This is a genomic window from Marinitoga sp. 1155, assembly GCF_001021175.1.
Taxonomy (GTDB): domain Bacteria; phylum Thermotogota; class Thermotogae; order Petrotogales; family Petrotogaceae; genus Marinitoga.
On record NZ_AZAX01000053.1, the window covers coordinates 25,528 to 50,079 of the forward strand.

The 24,552-nt window shown below is 28.4% G+C and carries 20 protein-coding genes; 6 read left to right on the top strand and 14 right to left on the bottom strand.

The features are described from left to right. Positions 1 to 493 precede the first annotated feature (493 nt). The gene (locus X274_RS10480) at positions 494 to 2,857 is read left to right on the top strand and encodes a Lon protease family protein (RefSeq protein ID WP_197073368.1); all 2,364 of its coding nucleotides are present in this window, start codon (positions 494 to 496) and stop codon (positions 2,855 to 2,857) included. Further along, positions 2,848 to 3,777, top strand: coding sequence for a tyrosine-type recombinase/integrase (locus X274_RS10485; protein ID WP_047266782.1), 930 nt, complete (start codon positions 2,848 to 2,850; stop codon positions 3,775 to 3,777). Before X274_RS10480 ends, X274_RS10485 begins: the two co-directional genes overlap by 10 nt. Positions 3,778 to 4,072: 295 nt before the next feature. Here X274_RS10485 and era read toward each other — a convergent pair whose 3' ends face one another. The 14 genes from era to deoC all read right to left on the bottom strand — a co-directional run bounded on the left by era (position 4,073) and on the right by deoC (position 19,240). Further along, complete coding sequence (era, locus tag X274_RS10490) at positions 4,073 to 4,975, bottom strand: GTPase Era (protein WP_047266783.1); 903 nt, start codon at positions 4,973 to 4,975, stop codon at positions 4,073 to 4,075. After that, a complete protein-coding gene (locus X274_RS10495; protein ID WP_047266784.1) occupies positions 4,972 to 6,093 on the bottom strand; it encodes a TM0106 family RecB-like putative nuclease in 1,122 nt (373 codons plus the stop codon). The genes era and X274_RS10495 overlap by 4 nt, the downstream gene beginning before the upstream one ends. A gap of 581 nt (positions 6,094 to 6,674) precedes the next feature. Next, positions 6,675 to 8,708 (bottom strand): glycine--tRNA ligase subunit beta, encoded by a 2,034-nt coding sequence (gene glyS, locus X274_RS10500; protein ID WP_047266785.1) that lies wholly within the window; start codon positions 8,706 to 8,708, stop codon positions 6,675 to 6,677. Further along, on the bottom strand, positions 8,701 to 9,558 hold the full coding sequence (locus X274_RS10505; RefSeq protein WP_047266786.1) for a glycine--tRNA ligase subunit alpha: 858 nt from the start codon (positions 9,556 to 9,558) through the stop codon (positions 8,701 to 8,703). The genes glyS and X274_RS10505 overlap by 8 nt, the downstream gene beginning before the upstream one ends. 12 nt (positions 9,559 to 9,570) lie before the next feature. Beyond that, positions 9,571 to 11,223, bottom strand: a complete 1,653-nt coding sequence (locus tag X274_RS10510) for a DAK2 domain-containing protein (RefSeq protein ID WP_047266787.1) — start codon at positions 11,221 to 11,223, stop codon at positions 9,571 to 9,573. A gap of 13 nt (positions 11,224 to 11,236) precedes the next feature. Next, entirely contained in the window at positions 11,237 to 11,578 is a 342-nt protein-coding gene (locus tag X274_RS10515) for an Asp23/Gls24 family envelope stress response protein (protein ID WP_047266788.1), read from the bottom strand. Between the two features lie 16 nt (positions 11,579 to 11,594). Continuing rightward, the gene (gene amrB, locus X274_RS10520) at positions 11,595 to 12,458 is read right to left on the bottom strand and encodes an AmmeMemoRadiSam system protein B (RefSeq protein ID WP_047266789.1); all 864 of its coding nucleotides are present in this window, start codon (positions 12,456 to 12,458) and stop codon (positions 11,595 to 11,597) included. 1 nt (position 12,459) lies between these two features. Further along, entirely contained in the window at positions 12,460 to 15,126 is a 2,667-nt protein-coding gene (locus tag X274_RS10525; protein ID WP_047266790.1) for a hypothetical protein, read from the bottom strand. After that, on the bottom strand, positions 15,123 to 15,701 hold the full coding sequence (locus X274_RS10530) for a hypothetical protein (protein ID WP_047266791.1): 579 nt from the start codon (positions 15,699 to 15,701) through the stop codon (positions 15,123 to 15,125). The genes X274_RS10525 and X274_RS10530 overlap by 4 nt, the downstream gene beginning before the upstream one ends. Next, positions 15,698 to 16,108 carry a hypothetical protein gene (locus X274_RS10535; RefSeq protein WP_047266792.1) on the bottom strand — a complete coding sequence of 137 codons (411 nt, stop codon included), beginning with the start codon at positions 16,106 to 16,108 and terminating at the stop codon, positions 15,698 to 15,700. Before X274_RS10535 ends, X274_RS10530 begins: the two co-directional genes overlap by 4 nt. Further along, complete coding sequence (locus X274_RS10540; RefSeq protein ID WP_047266793.1) at positions 16,102 to 16,602, bottom strand: hypothetical protein; 501 nt, start codon at positions 16,600 to 16,602, stop codon at positions 16,102 to 16,104. Before X274_RS10540 ends, X274_RS10535 begins: the two co-directional genes overlap by 7 nt. After that, positions 16,596 to 16,988, bottom strand: a complete 393-nt coding sequence (locus tag X274_RS10545) for a hypothetical protein (protein WP_047266794.1) — start codon at positions 16,986 to 16,988, stop codon at positions 16,596 to 16,598. Before X274_RS10545 ends, X274_RS10540 begins: the two co-directional genes overlap by 7 nt. Further along, positions 16,985 to 18,106, bottom strand: coding sequence for a type II secretion system F family protein (locus X274_RS10550; RefSeq protein ID WP_047266795.1), 1,122 nt, complete (start codon positions 18,104 to 18,106; stop codon positions 16,985 to 16,987). Before X274_RS10550 ends, X274_RS10545 begins: the two co-directional genes overlap by 4 nt. 384 nt (positions 18,107 to 18,490) lie before the next feature. Then, entirely contained in the window at positions 18,491 to 19,240 is a 750-nt protein-coding gene (gene deoC / locus X274_RS10555) for a deoxyribose-phosphate aldolase (protein ID WP_047266796.1), read from the bottom strand. A 537-nt stretch (positions 19,241 to 19,777) separates the two neighbouring features. On the opposite strand from deoC, the gene X274_RS10560 reads away from it, so the two are divergent. The 4 genes from X274_RS10560 to X274_RS10575 all read left to right on the top strand — a co-directional run bounded on the left by X274_RS10560 (position 19,778) and on the right by X274_RS10575 (position 24,492). Continuing rightward, on the top strand, positions 19,778 to 20,350 hold the full coding sequence (locus X274_RS10560) for an acetate uptake transporter (RefSeq protein ID WP_047266797.1): 573 nt from the start codon (positions 19,778 to 19,780) through the stop codon (positions 20,348 to 20,350). Between the two features lie 206 nt (positions 20,351 to 20,556). After that, positions 20,557 to 21,930: an RtcB family protein gene (locus X274_RS10565; RefSeq protein WP_047266798.1), complete on the top strand. Its 1,374-nt coding sequence runs from the start codon at positions 20,557 to 20,559 to the stop codon at positions 21,928 to 21,930. A 95-nt stretch (positions 21,931 to 22,025) separates the two neighbouring features. Then, positions 22,026 to 22,913, top strand: a complete 888-nt coding sequence (locus X274_RS10570) for a damage-control phosphatase ARMT1 family protein (protein WP_047266799.1) — start codon at positions 22,026 to 22,028, stop codon at positions 22,911 to 22,913. 28 nt (positions 22,914 to 22,941) lie between these two features. Beyond that, the gene (locus tag X274_RS10575) at positions 22,942 to 24,492 is read left to right on the top strand and encodes a 5'-nucleotidase C-terminal domain-containing protein (RefSeq protein ID WP_047266800.1); all 1,551 of its coding nucleotides are present in this window, start codon (positions 22,942 to 22,944) and stop codon (positions 24,490 to 24,492) included. The last annotated feature ends 60 nt before the right edge of the window (positions 24,493 to 24,552 follow it).

Genomic DNA, 24,552 nt, shown 5'->3' on the forward strand with positions numbered 1-24,552 from the left:
TCGCTCAAACAATACATCGTGTATTGTTTCGCTCAAAATTACATCCTTGTAATTTTGACGGCTTTCATTCATAATTTTAAGGGCAATCTTCGAGTCTTCGTTTCATTTGAAACTTTTTAGACGGTCTAATAATAAAAACATATGCCAATAATAATAATAAAGGATATAGTGATTTGCTATATCCTTTTATTATTGTACGATGTCCAAAAAGTAAAGTCGCTCAAACCTTGATTGTTAATCCTCAAAAATAGCTCATTCTCGCCGGTCGTATCAGACTCACATCCGTGTTCGGCTTCACTCAATTTTGCATCCGTGCAAAATTGACCGGCTACATTCGCTATTTTTTCGGACAATCCGCGAGTTTTCGCTTGCTTTACTAATTGGACACACTATTTTATTATTATTGTGTGATATAATTTTAATGAGTTAGCATAATGGTTTTATAATGTTTTTTATCCAATAACCCGCCGCAGGCGAGTACGGAGGTGAAATGTTGAAATTAAAATTAGAAGATTTTAAGATTAATATGCCACAATTGAATTTTGAAACTACAGAAAGTTTAAAGCCAATAACACAATATTTCGGTCAGAAAAGAGCATACGAATCTATTTTAATGGGCCTTGAAATAGAAGAGAAAACACATAATATTTTTATAACAGGTCCAGTAAATACAGGCAGGAGGACTTTTGCTAAAAATATTTTGGCACAATATTCAACAGATAAAAAAACACCAAAGGATTATATTTATGTTTATAATTTTAAGAATTCGATGAGGCCAAAAGCCATTTCATTGAAATCTGGAGAGGCTAAAATTTTTAAAAACGAGCTTGAAGAAACCATAGAAATGGCTTTTAATGCTATAAAAAAAGGACTTGAAGGTGAGGACTTTTCACAAAAAAGGACACAATTAGAGCAGGAATATTTAAATGAAAGAAAAAAAATATGGGAAGATTTGAAAAAACAAGTGGAAAGTTTGAGTTTTAAGCTACAATTTACATCCGACGGTGCTGTAACTATACCAGTATATGAAGGTAAAGAGCTAACGGATGAGGAGTATGAAAAATTACCAGAAGATATAAAAAGTAAGTATGAAGAAAAAACTCCTATTTTAAGGCAATTGATGGAAAAAGCTATGATAAAAATAACAGAAACTGATAAAAGTTATCGTGAGCAATTGAGAAATCTTGAAAAATATTGGGCTTTATTTACAATATCTGGAATATTTGAGCATCTTATAAAAAAGTATAATGGAAATTCTGATGTGGTTGAATATTTAAATGATATAAAAAACGACCTGTCAGAAAACTTCCCAGAAATTTTATCTGATGAAAATATATTAAAATATTATAGAAAAAAATATTCTGTAAATATTATAATCGATAATTCATCAATAAGCGGAGCTCCTGTAATTGAAGCAACGGATCCAACATATTCTTCATTAATAGGGAAGATTGAGTATATTTCGCAAATGGGTATATTAAAAACGGATTTTATGATGATAAAGCCTGGGATGCTACATAAGGCTAATGGCGGATATTTAATTCTTGATGCTGAAAAGGTTATGAGAAATCCATATGTATGGGAAGCGTTAAAAAATGCTTTGATGAATAGGGAAGTGAAGATAGAGAATTTAGAGGGTAAAATGGGATTAAGTGTTGTTCATACTCTGGAGCCAGATCCTATTCCACTTGATATAAAGGTAATTTTGATAGGAGAAGAGTGGATGTATGAAATGTTATATGCTTATGATCCCGATTTTAAAAAATTATTTAATATAAAGGTACCTTTTGATACGGAAATCGATTTAAATAAGGAAAATGCTGATTATTTTGCACAGTTTGTAAAAAATATAATAAAGGAAAATAATTTAAGGGATTTTACTAAAAAGGCAATAGAAGAATTGATAAAGTATTCATGTCGAATTAATGGAAGAAATGATAAGCTTTCTGCAAAATTTGGATTATTAAAGAACATTATACTTGAATCAAATTATATTTCTGATAGATATAGTGATACTATACCATATGTTGATGGTAATGCTGTGAAAGAAGCTATTAAAAAACATGAAAACATGTTCTCTTTATACAGGGATAAAATAATGGATTCAATAAAAGATGGGCAATTGATTTTGGAGACAGATGGTGTGAAAATCGGTCAGATAAATGGTTTAACGGTTATGGAGGTAGATACGTTATCCTTTGGAGTGCCTGTAAAGATAACAGCTAAAGTTTTCTCGGCAAAGCAGGCAGGATTGCTCGATATTCAAAGGGATTCTGATATGAGCGGAAAAATACACAGGAAATCAACGTATATTATAGAAAATTATTTTTATTCAAAGTATCATCTTGATGAAAACATGGTATTTTCTGCCTCAATAAGTTTTGAACAGGTATATTCTATGCTCGAAGGAGACAGTGCATCTCTTGCAGAGGTTTTGGCGTTGATATCTGCAATATCAGCTGTTCCAATAAAGCAAAATTTTGCTGTAACAGGTTCTATTGATCAGAATGGGAATATACAGCCTGTTGGTGGAATAATAGAAAAGATAGAAGGTTTTTATAATGTATGTAAAATTAAGGGATTAAACTCGAAACATGGCGTGGTAATTCCATATCAAAATGTTAAAAATATTGTGTTGAATCATGAGATTGAAGAAGCTATTAAAAATAATAAATTTCATATATATGTTGTAAAAAATGTAGATGATGCGATAGAAATAATGATGGATAAAAAAGCCGGAGAAACAGATGAATTTGGGAATTATGAAAAGGATACAGTAAATTATAGGGTATTGGAAGGAATAAGGTATTTAAAGAAATTACATCCCACTAAAAAGAGGTTTTGGCTGTGGAAATAGAAAGAAAAGAGATAAATAAATTTGATGAGATTCTCATTGAATTTCTTGAAGAACTCGATGATGTGACTGATGAGACAAAAAAACAATATACAAAGTCTATAAAATATTTTTTAAATTATTTGAGAAAACGCAATGTATCAAAGCCAACACCAAAAACAGTTAAAATGTGGAAAACTTTTTTATTAAAGGAAAAAAGTCCATATACTGTAAATTTATACCTATCAGGTATAAGGCGTTTTTTTGCTTTTTTAGAAGATAGAGGATTATATGCAAATATTGCAAGGAATGTGAAAGGTGCCAAAAGACCATTTGGACATCAAAAGGATATATTGACAGACGATGAGATAAGAGAGATTTTTCAAACTATTGATACGTCAAATTTGTCTGGAAAAAGAAATATGGCAATAATAAAATTGCTCGCATATACAGGTATAAGAACATATTCTTTAACGAGGATAAAAATAAGAGATATTGTAAAAAGAAATAATAAGGTTTTACTGCATTATAAATCCAAAGGTCATGTTGGAAAGGATTCTATAATTTCACTTCATAAGGATGTATATGAAGCGATAAATGATTATTTAAAAGAAAGGAATAAGATAAAAAAGGTTAAACCAAATGATCCTTTATTTATTTCACTTTCAAAGAATTCATATGGAAATGCTTTAACGGAAAGAGCTATTCAAATGATTATTGATAAATATTTTAATGAGTTGGGCTTAAAGGATTTTAGAGGCGGAAAAAAATTGTCTGCACATTCATTTAGACATACTGTTATTACAAAAATAGCTTTAAATCATGGTATAGAAGCTGCGAAACAGATTGCAGGACATAAGAATATTTCTACAACACAGATTTATTATCATGAAGCAACTTCTGTTGCACTTGAAGCAGATGAACTTATTGATTTTAATGAATAAATAGAAATAGTATATACGATATCTAAAAAGTCAAATTCACTCAGGCAGCTCAATTGCTAATCCTTAAAATTATTCATTCTCAGCCGTCGCTCAGATTTTTCATCCATGAAAAAGCTTCACTCAAAAAAACGTCCTGTTTTTTTGACGGCTTACATTCATAATTTTAAGGGCAATCTTCGAGCCTTCGTTTCATTTGAGACTTTTTAGACAACATAATAGTATAGTTATTTTTTTACTATTAAATATTTATTATATTTTTTATTTTAATTATACACGAATCCAAAAAATTTTGTTTTTATTCCAGATCGTTTTTCAGTCCTATTGTATTTAATATTATCGAATCTTTTTGTCTCCATTTGTCTTTTACTTTTACATATAAATCAAGATAAACTCTGTCATCAAGTAGCATTTCTATATCCTTTCTTGCGAGCATTCCTATTTTTTTTATCATTCTTCCTTTTTGTCCTATGATTATACCTTTTTGCGATTGTCTTTCAATATATATTTCTGCTCTGATATATATAAGGTTTTCTTTATTTGTTATTTCTTCTACCACTACTGCTGTAGAATGCGGTATTTCTTCTGAGGTTAAATGGAATATTTTTTCCCTTATTAATTCCGATATCATAAATGCTAACGGCCTGTCTGTTGTCATGTCTTCAGGAAAATATTGTGGCCCTTCTGGCAATACTTCTATTATTTTTTCAAGTAATTCTGATATGTTTTTACCTGTTAATGCAGAAATTTTGAATTCTGCTATGACATTTGATTTTTCGTCAAGTACAGTTTTTATTCTTTTTTCTGCTTCTTCTATTTGATTTTGTGTTGCTGCATCTACTTTGTTTATTATCAGTATTGTGGGGATACCGGATTCTTTTATTATTCTGGCTATGTTCAGGTCTGATTCTCTAACCATATCTATGGGATCTATTAAAAAGAGTATTAAATCCTGCCCTTTTAATGCATTTATTGCTATTTTTACCATATATTCTCCGAATTTATGTAATGGTTTATGTATCCCCGGTGTATCCACCAATACTATCTGTGCATCTGGTGTATTCAATATGCAATTTACCCTATTTCTTGTGGTTTGTGGTTTATCTGACACTATAACCACTTTTCTTTTCATTATCGCATTTATTAATGTGGATTTCCCAACATTTGGTTTTCCTGCTACTGCTACAAATCCACTTTTCATTTCATCAACTCCCTTAATTTTTCCATTATCATTGCTGTTGCCCTGCAATCATCTTCGTTGTATTTTATTATTTTTTCCAGACTTTCTTTATGTCCTTTTAAGTAATTTTTGTACTCTATAAATATGGCATATCCGTTTAAATCTGTTCTCCATTTGTAGCCAAAATATTTGCTTATGTCTTTTAATGAATATGATGTTACTGGAATCGCTATATTTTTCTGTATTTTTTCGTATAAGTCATATGACCTGTCTTCGATTTTGTAAAGATATTTGTATAGATGTGATATGTTTTTTGTTATCATTTGAAGTCTTTTTATGTCATAAACATCATAATGAACTATTATATCTTTTGTTGAATCTATGAATTTTAAAAATCTTTCAAGGTTATCATCTATATTTTCCACATTTAAAAATGCTTTGTATTTGTTTTTTATTAATATTCCGTGTAGGAAATCAAGGTCTCTATATGTTTCAACATCATATACTATGTATTTTTTTGGTATGTCAAATTTGTTTATTATTATTGGTTTGTTTTCAAGTAATGATTTAAGATTATATAATGGTTTTCTGAATTGTGGTGGTACCTGTTCTATCTTATTTGCTTCTACTGCTTTTATAGGGTTGATATTTATATCTTTTAATAATTTCAGATAGCTTGTTGATATGCCAGGAACTATGGATATGTCTCCATTTTTTAATAATTCTCTGTGACATTGAACCTTTATTTTACAGAATTTACAGTGATTCCCTGGTGTTTTTTCCTGATGGGTTTTAAAATATTCTATTTCTTTTTTTAATAATGGCATTTTTCTTTCTATCCATCTTTCAGAAAAATAATGGACTTTGTTTTCAAGGGTTACTTCTATTCCCCTGACGTCTTTTCCATTTTTCCGAAAGTATAGATATACAGCTATTATATGATATATATGGTTTAATTTTAATTTTCTTGATTCTCTGGATATCTTTGCTGTTTTTCTTCTATTGTCGTATTCATCATAGCTGGCTACTATTGTTATTCCTTCATAGTTAATTTCGAAGTATTTTGTTGGTCTTTTGTAAATTGGAACAAAATGTTTGCACTTTTTTATGTTTCTGTAATTTAATAAATCCATTTTCATAAATTCCAGCTCCGCTTCTATCTGCGTTTTTAATTTTTATATTTTTTATATTAGATTTTTTTATTTTATATTCACTCAGGCGGAAAATTCTTTTCCTCATTACAGGATTACTTGCCGCCGTCGCTTAGACTCGCATCCGTGCTCGGCTGCGCTCAAAATCACATCCTTGTGATTTTGACGGCTCACGTAATCCTTCCATTCGGGAATTTTCAAGCCTTCGCTACATATAAAATTAAAAAAATCTAATAATCTCAAAAAAATAACGTGAGAGTATTATTTTCTGAAATTATCAATTTACGTGAACATAATGGAATGTCTAAAAAGTCTAATTTGAATATAATTTAAAAATCAATAATCACTTTTATTTTTAGTGTGTCCAATTAGTAAAGTAAGCGAAAACTCGAAAATTGCCTGAAAAAATAGCATATGAAGCCGGGCAATTTTGCATGGATGCAAAATTGAGTGAAGCCGAACATGGATGTGAGTCTGATACGACCGGCGAAAATATGCTATTTTTGAAGATTAGCAATTAAGGTTTGAGCGGCTTTACTTTTTGGACACTCTATTTATCTTCAAAATCATTAACTATACAACTTTTCAATATCACCAAATTCAAGGAATAAATTGGCTATGTTTTTTAAAAATCCCAATCTGTTTATTCTTATACTTTCGTCTTTATCCATAACGAAAACATTATCAAAGTAATTGTCTATTGCACTTTTTAATTTTAATAATTCTTCTATTGCACTTTCATAATCCAGATGTTCTATTTTTTCTTCCATCTTGCTTTTTACTGTGAGGTATTCATCGAATAATTGTTTTTCTGCTTCTTCTTTAAATAATCTTCCTTCATATTTTAAAGAGTCGTGTTTTCTGGATATATTTTGTACTCTTTGAAATGTTTTTATGAATGTTTTAAAGTTTTCAGAGTATACTACTTTATTTAAAGCTTGAGCTGATATTAATGCGCGTAATGGTTTATTCCAGTTTATTGTTACTGTATTTATTACATCGGTTGATATCTCCTTTTTAGATAGATATGTTTCAAATCTACCTTTAAAGAAATCTGCGATTTCTTTTTCGAGATATTCAATATTTATAATTTTTGCAATTTCTTTCATTATTTCATTTAGGTCTATATCCCAATTGTTTTCTATTATTATCCTTAAAACCCCATATGCTTTTCTTCTAAGTGCAAATGGGTCTTTTGAACCTGTTGGTATTTTTTTGATTCCAAAGAAACCAATTATATCATATAATTTATCTGATAATGATATTATTAATGAGTTCAAATCTGATGGCAATTCATCATTTTCTTCAATTGGTCTATAATGTTCTTCTGGAACCATGTATATATCTTCTTTATAACCTTTGTGTTTTAAATATATTCTTCCCATCGTTCCTTGAAGTTCAGGAAATTCATATACTATATGTGTGGGAATATCTATTTTAGAGAGTTCTGCTGCTTTTAATAAAGTTTGGTTTTTGTAGTTGAGTTTTTCTGCTATTATTTTTGATATTTCTTTTAACGCTTTCACTTTGTCTAAATATGTTCCAAGACCTGCTTGATAGGTTATTTCATTTAATTTAGATAGATATGTTTCTTCATCTGTATTCAGATCTTCTTTATAATAGAATTTTGCATCATCAAGTCTCGCATTTATAACTCTTGAATATCCATTTGTAACGTTTTTTTCTTCGCTTAATCCATCTTGAAATGCGACGTAATAATTTGTTATTTTATTTTCTTTTTTTGCTACGAAACTTCTTTGATGATGTTTTACTGTAATTTTTATTACTTCTTCTGGCAAATCCAGATATTCTTCATTAAATGATCCCAATACTGCTGTTGGATATTCGGTTAATTGTGTTATTTCATTTATTAATTCCTCATCTTTTTCGATTTTTAGTTCGTTATTTGTTGAAATTGTTTCTATTTCTCTTTCTACTCTTTCTTTCCTTTCTGTATAATCTGCTATTACAAAGTTTTCTCTTAATTCATTAAAATAATTTTCCGGATGGTTTATGGATATTTCACCTTTTCCAAGGAATCTGTGCCCAAATGTTTTTCTCGATGTGTTTATTCCAAACAATTCAAAGTCTATTATGTCGTAATTCAATAATGACATTATCCAGTGTACTGGTCTTATGAATTCATAATCACCATTACCCCATCTCATTGGTTTTTTAAATCTTAATTTTTTTATTATCGATGGATATATTTCCGATAGAGTTTCAGATATTTTTTTACCTTCTTTTTTTATTTTTGCAAATATATATATATTACCTTTTATTTCTTTTTCTTCTATTTCATAATTTTCGCCTTTTAATGAGTTTAAAAATCCTTGATATGGTCTGGCTGGATTACCATTTTCATCAAAAGCAACTTTTTTTGCGGGACCTTTTCTTTCTATTGTTCTATCCGGTTCTTTTTCAGGTAGTCCTTCTAATAATATTCCAAATCTTCTTGGCGCTATGAATACCTGTAATTTGGAATAGGATATGTTCCTTGATTTTAATTCTTCTTCTGTATATGTATATAATTGTTTTATTATATTTTCATATTCGCTTGATGGTAATTCTTCAACTCCTATTTCTAGTAATGATTTATTCATCGCCTTCGCCCCCAATCTCTTCTAAATATGTGCGGGCAGTTTTTCTCGCCATGTCTCTTATGATTAATATGTATTTTTGACGTTCATTTACACTTATGGCATTTCTTGCATCAAGAAGATTAAATGCATGTGCCGCTTTTACAAGATAATCGTATGCCGGTAAATATAATTTTTCTTTTATTAATGATTCGAACTCATTTTTATATGTTTCAAACAAGTTGTATAATGTCTTTATATTTGCTTTTTCAAAATTGAATATGGAAAATTGCCTTTCGTTTTCTTTAAATAATTTGCCATATGGTATATCTTTATTCCACATGGTTTCATATACATTTTCTTTTCCCTGTAAATACATCGCAAGCCTTTCTATTCCATATGTTATTTCAAGTGATATAGGGTTTAATGAAATTCCTCCCATTTGTTGAAAATACGTAAATTGAGTTATTTCCATTCCGTCAAGCCATACTTCCCATCCTATTCCCCAAGCACCTAATGTTGGTGATTCCCAATTATCTTCTATAAATCTTATATCATGCTCTAAAGGATCAATTCCTATCGCCTTTAATGATTCTAAATATATTTCCTGCGAGTTTTTGGGAGATGGTTTTAATATTACCTGATATTGGTGGAATCTCTGCATTCTGTTAGGATTTTCACCATACCTTCCATCTGTAGGTCTTCTGCTTGGTTGAACAAAGGCTATGTTATATGGTTCTTTACCGAGTGTTTTAAAAAATGTCGATGGGTGATATGTACCTGCACCCATTTCCATGTCGTAAGGTTGGTCTATTACGCAACCATATTCTGACCAAAATTTATCCAATTTTAATATTAAATCCTGTATATACAAGTCAATTCCTCCCTATTCGAGTGAAATTAATAATGGATAATGTGGTTGTGACCCATTGTGAATTTCCACTTCAAGGTCCGGAAAATCTTCCATTAATTCATTTGCAATTAATTCCACTGTTTTTAATTCTATATCTTGACCATAGAATATGGTCATTATTTCATATCCATCATTGATTTTTTCTTTTAACACTTTTATTACAGCCTCTGTTAAATCAAAACTATGCGCTTTTAATTCTTTGCCGACAAATACAAGGTATTCATCTTTTTTTATTTTCTCTTCAGCAATTTCCGAATCTCTTATAGCATAGGTTACCTGTATTGGCACTATTGAAGATATTTCTGATTCTATTGCCTCTTTTAATTCTTCATAGGTCATATTATCATCAAAAGCTAATAAAGCTGAAATTCCTTCCTGTATATATTTTGTTTTTATTACAAGTATTTCTTTGTCTTTTACCATATCTGCAACTTTTTCTGCTGTTAATATAATATTAGGATTATTTGGCAATATTAATATCTTTTTTTGAGGCAATGTTTCTATAGCCTCCATAAAATCCTTTACGCTCGGATTCATTGTTTGTCCGCCAAAAATAACCTTATCTACACCAAGACTTTTAAATATTTTTGTTATTCCTTCACCAGGTGATACTGTTATTATGCCCCAATTTTCATTATTTGTTTCGTAAACTGGCTCTTCTTCTGATGAGGTTACCGCGTTAGCTGTTTCTACAACGTGTTCGTGTTGAACTTTCATATTGTCTACTTTTACTTTATATAATTCGCCATAATTTATGAATTCTTCGAATACCTTACCTGGTCTATTGGTGTGAACATGTGTTTTCAGGAATTCTCCCTGATGAACTAATACGATTGAATCACCGAGTTCTTCTAAGAATGCCCTTATTTTGTCTATTTCTTCTTTTGATATTTCTGGATTATTCAATTTTAATACACATTCTGTACAATATTGAAATTTTATTTCTTCATATGCTATTTCTTTTATCTGCTCTACTGATGCACTTTCTATTTCTTTTAGATTTATTGTTGTATCGCCTTTTATTGCGTCTCTGAATCCTTTTATTATATAGCTAACACCTTTTGCTCCTGCATCTACAACATTAGCATCTCTTAATTTTTTTAGATATTTTGGTGTTTCTTCAACCACTTCTTCGGATATTTCATATAATTTTTCCAGAAATTCTTCAAAATCTTTTATTTCAGATAATTCATTTTCGGCCCTTTCAGCAACTTTTCTTATTAATGTAAGCATTGTCCCTTCTACCGGTTTTATTACAGCATGGTATGCAACTTCTTTTGCGTTTTTTAATGCTTCTATAAAATCTTTTGTTGTTACTGTTTCTTTATCTTCAAGTGTTTCAGTAAAACCTCTGAATATTTGAGAAAGTATAACTCCGGAATTTCCTCTTGCTCCCATTAATAATCCGTCTCTCATATTTTTCATTATATCCTTTAATTTGTCCTTATTTTTAACTTTGTCAAGCCATTCACATGCTTCAAGCATTCCTGAAGACATATTTGAACCTGTATCTCCATCAGGGACAGGAAATACATTTAATGCATTTATTTCATCTTTGTTTACCAATAATGTTTCGGCCGCCTTTTTGAATGCCACATAAAAGTCTTTTGCATTTAATTCTGTCATTGTATTCACCTCTTTATGATTTTATTCCCACGACTTTTACATTTACAACTACATCGACATCCCCCAAGGCTTCCTTTATTCTATGATATACATTTTCCTGTGCATTTGATGCAACTCTTTTTAAAGGCAATCCATATTCCATATAAATATATAGGTTTATTATAACTCTGTTATTTTCTTCTATTACTTCAACACCTTTTTCCTGTGGTTTTTGAAGCATTGCTGTTAATTTATTTAGAAATCCACCTTTACCTATATCAACTGTACCATATGATTCTAATGCTGCTCTATACACTATTTCATTAAATACTTCTGGTTTTATGGTTACCTTTCCAAGTTCAGTTTCAACTATCATAATTACACCTCCAATTTTATTTTTCCAATAATGCAGATAAATATCCAACGGTTCTGTCATAATCACCAAAAGCAGTAGCGCTTGTTGTATGATTTAGTATTTTTACTTTTTCAAAATTCATGTATAATAATGTATTTATGCATCCGTATCCACATGCAGTAATACTATATTGTTTTACTTTTTCGTATAATAATTCTGGATTTTTTCTCTGTATCGCATTTATTAGCATTTCTCCTTTTTTCATGGTTATTTCATGATTTTCATAATGATTCAGATCACTTGATGCTATTATTAATATACCATCTTTCATTAATTCGTTTAATATTTCCGCTAATTTTTTAGATGTGTATAAGCTTTGATCACCAAGAATAATAGGTACTATTTTAAATGTATTTCCATACAAATATTGTAAAAAAGGCAGTTGTACTTCTATTGAATGCTCATATTGATGTGCGGAATAATCTCCTGATATTTCTAATTTTTCTACTATTGTCTTCGCCATTTTATCTATTTTTAGCTCTCCCAGAGGTGTAATCCATGTCCCTTCTGGATAGACAGAAATATTTGGACCTATACCTGTATGATTAGGTCCAATTATTATAACAGATTTTATTTTACCTTTTTTGAAGATTTCATAATATCCATATGAAGCTGTTTTTCCAGAAAATATATATCCAGCATGTGGTGATATTAATCCCGTTGGTTTAATATAATTTTTTTCTTTATTATCTATATCCAGATTATCATTATCTGGATTATCAGTGCTTGGTTTATCAGTATTTGGTTTATCAATGTTTGGAAAATATCCACTTATCATTTCGAGTAATTCTTTTTTATTCTCCGGATAAAACGTCCCTGCCACAACAGGGTATCTTTTCATATTAATCGCCCCCGTAATTTACTGTTTTGGGCCATATAAACAGATTCAAATCATATTCTCTATTTCTTTGTTCATTTGTTTTGAATAAAAAACCTATTATGGGCAAATCTTTTAATAGCGGAATACCGGAATTCAATTTTTCTTCTTTCATTATTTTTAAACCGCCTATTATGCTAACATAATTGTTTTTCAATATCATTTTTGTATTTATTTCTCTCGAATTTTCCGCATTATAATTCGACACCGATGATTTTTCCGGCTCACCTACTTTTAGACTTATATCTAAATCTATGAGGTCTTTGTTTTCTATATATTTGCCCGAGATTTCCAGATTTAATCCACTCTCTATATATTTTATGGAATTTTCCTGTATTACAGGAATTCTGTATACTGATTTAAAAATCGCTTTTGTCCCAGATTTTAATATTATTCTTGGCTTTGATACCAGTTTGGTATTTGTTTTTGAATCAATATTTTTAGTTTTTATTGCGGTATCCAGTATTTCTTTATATAATTGAGGATTTATTATTCCCTGATTTATTGAATCTATTATGCTTTTTGATGATATTTTTGATTCTATATTTTTTATCGTTTCTTCTAATACAGATGAGTCCACTATTGCGATTTCTATGGAAATTATTTCTGGAATTTTTTCTTTTACTATTATAATATCTTTTCCTTTTTCAATATAATATCCATTTTTTAACAATAAGTCTTCTATGTTTTGAACTTTATTATTGTATATTTTTATATCTTTTAACTTTTCATTATTGATTAACGATATATTGTTTTTCAGAGCATAATTTTCAACCAATTTATATAGCGTTTCATATTCTTCAATTTTGTTTTTATTGTTACTATTAATATTGTTTTTATCGATGGTTTCTGTTTTTTTTATTGTTTTTTCTTCTTTTATTTTTTCTTTTAATGCCCATATTTTTTTAAACTTTTCATTTTGCTTTTCATTTGCTGTGATTTTTATAATCTTTCCTGTTTCGTTTTCATATATTATTTTATAGGTTATATTTATACTTTTTGATATTTTTTCAAAATATTCAATTTCATCATTTTTTATTGCAATGTAATAGTCATTGGTCACCGTTGCACTGTCAGTTATTATTTTATTGGTAATGTTATTTTTGGTGGCATCATTTGTTAGAGCAATATTGTATTTTTCATTAAATTCTTTTATTGTATTTATTGCCTGTGGTGTTCCTTTTATTATATAATTTTTTTCTATCTTTTGGATTATAACATTTTTAAAAATTTTATTAAACGGATATAAATCTAAATTTGATTCTATTATTTCAATTTTTTCATCTGTTTCTATGTTTTTTATGTTATTTTTTTTATTAATTTTATTTACCTGCGGTTGAGGGATTTTTGATATTATATTACTCAGTATATCTATATTATTATTTTTTCCTTTTATAATATATATTTCGTCTGTTAACTTGTTTATTTCTAAATTTAAAATATTAGATAATTTTTCTATTGGCAGTTTTGTTTTCATTACTGTAATTGTGGCCTGCGATTCTATTTGTTGTAAATCCATTGGTTTAATATCTGTTTTATTTGACTTTCCTATTTTTTGCTTTTCATTTTTTTGCTGTAATACTTTTTCTTTTAATGTTTTTTGTTTTTCATAAAGTGTATATGCCTGAAAGTAATATTCTTCAAAAAGTTTTATATCTTCTTTAAAACCTTTTAATAATATTATATTATCAGATATCTCAGTATATTCTATATTGAATAATTTTATTATGTTTTTTTGAGGTATTTTATATTCAAATACTTTATATATTTTCTCTTTTTCTACAGTTACCTTTTTTGTTTCTTCTGGCATGGTTTTTTTTACTGGTATTTTTGCTATTATTTTTTTTATCATTTCTATTTTATTTTTATCGCCTTTTAGAATATATAACCCTTCATATATTCTGGTATATTGTATATCTATAAGTTCCATAAGACTGGATATATTTATATCAGTCTGTATTACTTCATATAAATCTTCATTATTTTCGTATTTTGAATTTATAATTGGATAGTTGATTTTATATAATGGATTTTTCGATATGTATATATTATTTTTACCTATATAATTATAATATATGCCTGTAGAATCTATAATTAATCTGAATAAATCTTCAGGATAAAAGTTTTTAATATTTAAAGATATATCTTTATCAGGAATTTCGGTTAAATAATATTGATTAAACCCAAGTTCTTTTAGTAGTATTTCAAGTAAATCTTTTGCTTTTATTTTTTTAAACTGAAATATTTCATCATTTAATCGCTTTTTCCCTTCTGCTGTTATTTTTATTTTATTTGATGTTTCAATATTTGTTTTGTCAATATTTGTTTTATCAATGTTTGTTTTGTCAATGTTTAGTTGCGTTGGAAATAGCATTATAATTTCTATTATATTATCATATTGTTTTATTAGTTTTATCGGACCTTTTGGTAATATATACTCTTTTTCTTCAAATTTGACATTTTTAAATTGTATTTTATAATCTGTTTTTGTATTGTTTTGAAAAATTCTTGTATCTGTTGAAACTCCTGTAACTTCTATAATATTTTTGTTGTTTATATAATCTATTTTTATTTGATATGATAAAATTATCAAGGAATATAGTATAAATATTATTAAGGTTATTTTTTTCATCTGAGCACCTCAAATTGTTTTTTATTTCTATCAAATAATAATACACCATTGTTGAATATTTTCAATACACTGTAATTTCCCAGCTGCATATTTTCATTTATTTCTTTTAAAACCCCATTAAAATATATATATGCTTTTTTTTGATTTTCTTTTATTATTACACCAGAAAACTCAAAAAAATCTGGATTTGGTGCATCTGATGCATTTTGCCATAATTTTTCCAGATCTATTTTTAAAAAATCAAATATTTTGTATTTTTTTAACTCATAATCTTTTATTATTTTAGTATTTGTGGGTATATTCCTTTTTATGTATATTGAATAATATGTATTTGAATCAAAGTTATAATTAGAATCTATTTTAATCTTTTCTATAATCACACCTTTTTCCGCTTTTAATTTTGATAATATTTCATTTATTTCTTCTGATTTTATTTCTGGATTTACATATTCTTCTTTTATATCTGAAACTGAAAAATATGAAATTATATTCTCTTTTTTATTTTCGAGTTTTTGAGTTAAGAATATTATTGAGAGAATTATCAATATTATTGATATTGCATATCTGTATATCATTTTTTTAGCTCCAGTATTTTATATTGTTTGTATAATAAATCAAGGGTTCCTATTTCTTTTATCTGATATGGCGAGACTATTTTTAGTCCATCTATTATTTCTATTAGTATTGTTGCACTTAGTGTTGAAGGGGTGTATTCTATGGATTGTATATATACCGGTGCTTTTATCTGTTCTAAAAAATCCAAAAAATTATATATTTTCTCATTTGCTCTTTTTGCCGTGTCAATTTTTGTTTTATAGTCGGCTATTATATTTTGATTTATTTTTATTTGTTCAATTTTTTTTAAATATATTCTATTCTGGAATTTAAAATATGAGATTGTTAATATTATTATGGAAACTATCAGCAGTATATATGAAATTATATTCAGTATATATCTGACATTTGATTTGAATACTACCATTTTAATTCCCTTTCTAATCCTTTTATTGTATTTGTTATGGATTCTTTTTCAAAAAAGGTTTCCAGATTTATTTTTTTTCCAATTGGTTCGTCTATATATATTCCATATATGTAACTCGATGATGATTTTTGAAATACTATATTATTTTGATTTCCACTAAAGGTTATAAATTCATCTGTGTTATTTTTTAATGTACTCCATAATAAATAATTTAATGGAATTGTATAGTCAAATAACAGCGAATATCTGTATTTATTCGTGAATTTGGTTATATAAAGATAATATATGTTTTCTTTTAATTTTATGTATTTCACTTTTTGAGTTGAGATGTTATTATCTCTGGAATTTTTTATTATATATTTATCCAATTCTTTTTTCCCGGTGAATTCTTTTATTATTCCATAATAATCAACTATATTTATTTTTATGTTTTTAAATTTATTATTTTTGTATTTATGAATAAATTTTTTGTTATAATATATTTTTGTCACCATTCTATACCACTCCATCTAAATGACGAGGTTATAGGAAGGATTACTAAATTTGCGTCTTTTATTCTTAATGTATTTCCTGGACTTTTGAATATGAGATTGTAAAAGTTGAAAATTTTTGTATAATCCTGTGTTTTATACGGTATTTCCTTATATATTATTCCATCAAAATAACTTTTATTTGATATTACTATTTTTGTGCTTTGATCTTCAAATTTTATTGAATGATATTTTATCTGCACAAAGTAATTCATCATTTCAATAAAATCTATTCTCTTTTTTATATCATCAAAAAAAGAGTTTTTTATAACTATGGCAAAACTGATGAACATAATGCTTTCGATTAATATTAATATTAACATTTCATATAATATAAATCCCTTTTTCATAACCCTAAATTATTTATTGTATTGAATATTCCACCATAAAACCCATATGCCACCTCTAATATTATTAAAGATATAACCATTATCAACACTGGTTCTAAAAGCTTTTTTATTCGTTGTATTATTTGATTTATTTCAAAATTTAATTCTGTTTCTAATATTTTAAAAGGCTGTTTTAAATCGTTTAAATCCCTTGATAGTGAAATGCTAAAAAGCAATTCATTTAAATCGGTTTTCTGGAGAATATCTATGATATTGTTTCCTTCTTCAAGTTTATTTAAGATGTGTATTATATCTTCTTTTATTTTCTTTGATGACAAAATTTCTGAACTCTTTTCAAATGCCTCATAAGTTGTATGCCCACTTTCAATAAATATTAATGTCGTTTCAACAAATTCCAGTAAAGCATATTTCCTGTATATTTTTTTTATTATTGGAATTTTATACAATATACTATCGAATTTTCTTTTGTTTTTTAATAATAATATTAATGTTGCTGTTATGCTTGATATAAACCCTACCAGAAACCATGATATGTTAAAATTAAAACTGGTATTGAATGTACTTTTAAATATTGGAATAATCATAAATTGTAAAAATAATAACAAACTAATTACTCCTGAAAAGAGCAGAATAGGATAAGATAATAAATTTTTTATCTCCTGTGTGTTTTTTATTCTATTTTCATATACATTTTCAAGTCTTTTCAATATTTTTAACATTTCATTATTATCAGATGCTTTTGACAATGATTTTCTAAATTCATAATCAAAATAGGTATTAGAATCCATAGCATTTTTGTATGGCATGCCAATTTTTATGTTGTTTATCAATAAGTCCAGGGCTATTTTTATTTTTTGTGAAACTTCCTGATTTTCTCTTATAAACAATATTGCATCAAAAAATTGCAGTCCAGATGATATAAACGCCTTCAGCATTTTTATCAGTTTAAAATGTTCTTTTGTATTTAGTTTTCTGAAATTTATTTTTTTTACGTATTCAAACTTTTCTATTTCTATGGATTTATCTATATTTTTTAGCGCATCTATATCATTTTTACCCACTATATAACCATTTATAGATATGCTAAAATTTTTACCTTGGAAATAAAAAAGTTTCATTTTATCACCTTTTTTAAACAATTTATTTATATTTTATCATAAATTTTGAGTTCTTACAAATTAATATGATGTCTAAAAAATTTCAAATGAAACGAAGACTCGAAGATTGCCCTTACACGCCTACAGCGGGTATAGGATAAAAGATTTTTATTATATAATTATAAATCTTTTCCCCTTAGATTTTTTATCCCAAAAAATCTAAGCGTGAATGAAAGCCGTCAAAATTACATGGATGTAATGTGCGAAACAATACACGATGTATTGTTTGAGCGACGGCTGAGAATGAATAATTTTAAGGATAATCGCTGTCTGAGTGAATTTGACTTTTTAGACAACCTAACAAATTAAAAAATATTAAAAAAAAACCGGATAAATCCGGTTTTTTTAATAATCAGATTCTGATTTTTCACCACTTACGATTTTAACTCCTGAACTGGCTCCAATTCTTTCTGCACCAGCTTTTATCATCTTTTCAGCATCTTCGAAACTTCTAACTCCACCAGAAGCTTTAACTTTTAATTTATTTCCAACAACAAATTTCATTAAAGCTACATCTTCAACTGTAGCTCCACCTGTACCAAAACCTGTAGATGTTTTAACAAAATGAGCGCCAGCCTCTTTTGATATAACACATGCTGCAATTTTTTCTTCAGTTGTTAGATAACATGTTTCTATAATAACCTTTACGGTTTTTCCCTGAGCAGCTTCAACAACTGCTTTTATTTCATCATAAACATATTTGTATTCTTTACTTTTTAACATTCCAACGTTTATAACCATATCAAATTCATCTGCACCATCATTTAAAGCTATATCTGTTTCATAAGCTTTTACATCAATGGCATTTGCGCCCAAAGGAAATCCTATAACTGTAGCAACTTTTACATCAGAACCTTTTAATTCCTCTTTTGCAAGTGGAACATAAACTGGATTTACACAAACAGAAAAGAATTCATATTCTTTAGCTTCTTTACATATTCTTTTGATATCTTCTGGTGTTGTCGTTGCTTTTAAAATGGTATGGTCGATATATCGAGCAACATCTTGTGGTTTTAAAACTATATCTTTTTCTATAATTTTAAAATCTTTGTTGTATCTTTCTATTTCCGCTTGAATTAAATCTCTTAATTCCATATAAAATCACCTCTTTTTATTTTGATAATGTTATTTGAGATATATTTTTATAACGAACATATTATATCATATTTATATTAAGTGTCAAAAAATTTAATGATATAACTTTTTTAATATGATATTATGATGTCTAAAAAGTCAAATTCACTCAGACAGCTCGATTGCTTATCCTTAAAATTATTCATTCTCAGCCGTCGCTCAAACAATACATCGTGTATTGTTTCGCTCAAAATTACATCCATGTAATTTTGACGGCTTTCATTCATAATTTTAAGGGCAATCTTCGAGTCTTCGCTTCATTTGAGACTTTTTAGACGGCCTAATACTAAACTAATTACGATGTCCAAAAAGTAAAGCCGCTCAAACGCAAATTTAGTATTAAAAATACTGGTAAAAAGAGAAGAATTGGAAAAAGTATAGAACCTTACATAGATATCCCGGTTTTTTTTGTAAGATATGTTTCACTTAAAATTAATATTTATTTATTAAAATAGCGAGGGTTTTTAGATTTTAAAATTTTTTATAGGAGGAGAAGATATGGAAATAAAAAACGTTAGTGTTTCTGAGAAATTAGCGAATCCCGCACCTCTTGGATTGATGGGGTTTGGAATGACAACTGTTTTGCTGAATCTGCATAATGCCGGTATTTTTGAATTAAATGTTATGATTATGGCTATGGGAATATTTTATGGTGGAATTGCACAGGTTATTGCGGGAATTTTTGAAATGAAGAAAAATAACACCTTTGGAGCAACGGCGTTTACATCTTATGGTTTATTCTGGATGTCTTTGGTTGGTATATGGACATTACCGAAAATGGGACTGGGTAATGCAGCTTCTTCAACAGCTGTAGCTTTTTATCTTTTGATGTGGGGTATATTTACTTTATTTATGTTTTTTGGAACATTAAACGGAAACAAGTCTCTTCAAGTTGTTTTTGGTAGTTTAACGGTACTTTTTTTCTTGCTTGCAATTGGAGATTTTACAGGAAATGCTTTAATTAAAGTTATAGCTGGATGGGAAGGTATTTTTTGTGGAGCATCTGCGATTTATACTGCTATGGGTGAAGTGTTGAATGAAAAATTGGGTAAAACAGTTTTGCCATTATAAAAAACAGAAATTTTGATATTTGAGTTTTCGCTTGTTTGACTTTTTAGACATCATATAGTGTGGCAAGCGCTACTCAGTTTGTAGGCAAAGTTATTTTTAAGTATAAAAATTTTTGTCGACAGACTGATATGGCGTAAGCCACTTTTTTTATTATAATGAAACCTATTTTGCTTTAAATATGTTATAATTTATTTGAGGTGACTTTTATGAAAATAATTAAAGAAAGTCCTTATGTCTGGAGAATTAAAAAATTTGGTAATATGAATGTTGATGCTATAATTTTTACAGATTCAAAAACTATTTATAATCATGATTTTCGTGAAGCTATACAGCAATTGCTCAATGTTGCAACTTTACCCGGAATTATAGATGCAGCATATGCAATGCCTGATATTCATTGGGGATATGGGTTTCCCATTGGTGGTGTTGCTGCTTTTGATAAAGATAGCGGTATTATTTCTCCTGGAGGAGTTGGGTTTGATATTAATTGTGGTGTGAGAGTAATGACTACACCTTTAACTTATAATGATGTTAAGGACTCTCTCGATTTATTAATCAAATATATTTATAATGAAATACCTGTTGGAATAGGATCGAGAACTTTATTTAAATTTTCTGTAAAAGAAATGAAGAATATTATAGAAAATGGGGCTTATTGGGCTATTAATAATGATTATGGAATACCAGAAGATTTGAATAATATTGAAGATAGCGGTAAAATTATATACACGGATTTTAATACAATAAGTTCAACTGCTATAAAAAGAGGTTCCAACGAGTTAGGAACTCTTGGCTCAGGAAACCATTTTATTGAGATTCAGAAGGTTGAAAAAATTTTTGATTCGAATTTTGCTAAAAAGTGGGGATTGTTTGAAAATCAAATTGTATATTCCGTGCATTCCGGTTCAAGAGGTTTGGGTCATCAAATAGCTACTGATTATATAAAAATTTTCAGAGATAATTTAAAAGATTGGAATAAAGAGATTCCCGATAAACAATTGATTAATGCTCCTTTTAGCAGCCAATATGGTCAGGATTATTTTTATGCAATGAATGGTGCAGCTAATTTTGCTTTTGCAAATAGACAGGTCATCGGACATAAAATTAGAAAAATTTTCAAACATTTGTTTGGAGTTGACGTGAGTTTATTATATGATATTACTCACAATATCGCAAAATTAGAAAAACATAATATTCATGGTAAAGAATATAATTTAATTGTTCATAGAAAAGGTGCCACTCGAGCTTTTAATAATCAACCTGTAATTATCCCTGGAAATATGGGATCAGCTTCTTTTATCCTATCTGGAACTGAAATGGATATAGCGTTTGGTTCATCTGCTCATGGTGCTGGTCGAATCCTTGGCAGAAGACAGGCAAAGAAAATGTTAAATTCATCAACTGTTTTTAATGAATTAAAAAAGAAAAATATACATTTAATATCCAGGTCAAAAAGCACTATTGTCGAAGAAGCCCCCGAAACTTATAAGAACATTGAAGAGGTTATAACTATTATAGAAAATACAAAAATATCAAGAAAAGTTGTGAAATTAATTCCTGTTGCTGTTGTAAAGGGTTAATAAAATCTAAAAGGTATATTCAAGTTAAATATTTAAAACTGTAAAGTTTTATTTCTATAATTTAATTATAGAAATAAAACACGGGGGTAATATATATGTATGCTAAATATGAATGTATTGTATGTATTATAGATCAAATGAAAAGTATAATTAATAAAGATTTTAAGAATTATACCGAAAGAGAAAAATTTGAAATTATGAAAAATATATCGCTTGATATGTTAAAATATTCGGATTATGGAAAAAAACCTATTGAAATGGCAAGAATAATATACGATAAATTAAGCGAATATACAGGTACTACAGACTATTTTAAAGAAGAAAAAAAACAATCAAATGAAACATTTCTGGATGTTTTTGATGAAATGTATCTTTTTTTGAAAGATTCAGATAATCCACTTAAAAACGCAGCAAAATTATCAGCCCTTGGTAATGTTATAGATTATGGTGTTAAAAATTCTTTTGGTGAGTTGGAATGGGAATTGGAAAATATTTTGAAAATAAAAAAATTTGCTTTAGATGATTTTGAGAGTTTTTATGAATCATTAGAAAATTCAAAAATCTTACTTTATATACATGATAATGCCGGAGAAATTGTTTTGGACAAATTATTCATTAAGCTAATTAAAGAAGAATTTCCTGATTTACACGTAGTTTCTGTTGTTAGAGGAGCACCCATAATAAATGATGTTACACTTGAAGATGCGAAAGAAATTGGCTTAGATGAGGTTTCTTCAGAAATAATTTCTTCTGGAAGTAAGATACCAGGAACGCTTTTAAGCGATGTAAATCAGGAATTTATGATTGCTTATAAGCAAGCAGATATAATAATTTCTAAAGGTCAGGGGAATTTTGAAGGATTAAGCGAAGAAAATGAAAATATTTACTTCGTTTTGATGGCTAAATGTCCGGTTGTTTCAAGAGATTTAGGGGTTAACATCGGAGATTTAATCTTTTCAAGGAAAAGATTGTTTGTAAAATAGTATATATTTATTTAAAGGGGGTAAGATGATGAAGAAGTTTTTGGTAGTTTTATTAACTCTTTTGACAGTAGCTGCTTTTGCTGCTCCAACACATATTGTTATTTTTCACATGAATGACACACATGGTCATGTATGGCCTTATAGTGAGTATCACAATCCTGATATTGGGGGATTTGCAAGAATTGCAACGTTGGTCAACAGAGAAAGAGAAGTAAATCCAAATGTATTGCTTTTACACGCTGGAGATGCTAATACCGGTGTTCCTGAATCAGATCAACTTGACGCTGTTCCAGATTTTGTAGCTTTCCATTATATGGGTGTTGATGCTATGGCTTTGGGTAATCATGAATTCGATAATCCACTTGAAACAACGTTTATGCAACAGAGATATGCTGGTTTCCCATTTTTATCAGCTAATTTTGTTACAAAAGATGGAAGACAGTTATTCAAACCATACATTATAAAAAATGTTGGTGGAGTTAAGGTTGCTATCCTTGGTGTTACAACTGAACAAACACAGATTTTAGAACCTATTCATTTAAATGGTGGTAAATTCTTAAATGTTGAAGAGACAGTTAAAAAATACCTACCTGAACTGAAGAAAAAAGCAGATATTATCGTTGTTCTCGGTCATTTAGGTTATGATGGTGAATACCAACCATTAGGTGTTGAATATACTACTTCTGATCAATTAGCTAAAGACGTGAAAGGCATAGATGTTATCGTTGATGGTCATTCTCATACATTGATGGATAAGGCTGCATACATAAATAAAACTATAGTTGTCCAGGCTGGAGAATGGGGCAAATATTTAGGAAGATTGGATTTATGGGTTGAAAATGGTAAAATCGTAGATTATGAATGGGCTCCAATTCCTATAAACATGAAAAAATATCTTGGAAAAGATGAAAACGGAAAATCCAAATATGAATATGTAACAGAACCTATTCCAGAAGATCCATTTATAAAAATGATTGCTGATTATTATTATTCTTTAGGTGCAGAAGAATTGAATAAAGTTATTGGAGAAACAAAAATATTATTAGATGGTGAAAGAGCACATGTAAGAAGTGGAGATACAAATCTTGGTCACTTGATTACAGACGCATTAATCTGGAAAACAGGTGCTGATGTTGCTTTGCAAAATGGTGGTGGAATTAGGGCTTCAATTCAACCAGGAAAAATTACATATAGAGATATATTAACAGTTTTACCTTTTGGGAATACAACATATGTTTTTGAAATGACTGGTGCTGATTTAATGAAAGTATTAGAATACGCCGCAACTATTCCTGCTGGTAAAGGTGCATGGTTACACGTTGCAGGTGTAACTTATAAGATTAAAGATAAAAAACCTGTTGATGTAATGGTAAATGGCAAACCTATTGATTTAAATGCAAAATATAGAGTTGCTGCAAATAACTATATTGCTGGTGGTGGAGACGGTTATAAAATGTTAAAAGGTCTAAAAGGATACGATACAGGATTTGTATTAGCCGATGTTGTTAAAGAATATATTCAGAGTTTAGGAACTATAGAAAATTACGATAATACAAAGAGAGTTGTTGTTGAGAAATAATAAAAATAACCCCTTCTGTAAAACAGAAGGGGTTATTTTTTTGCGGTTTATTATAAATAT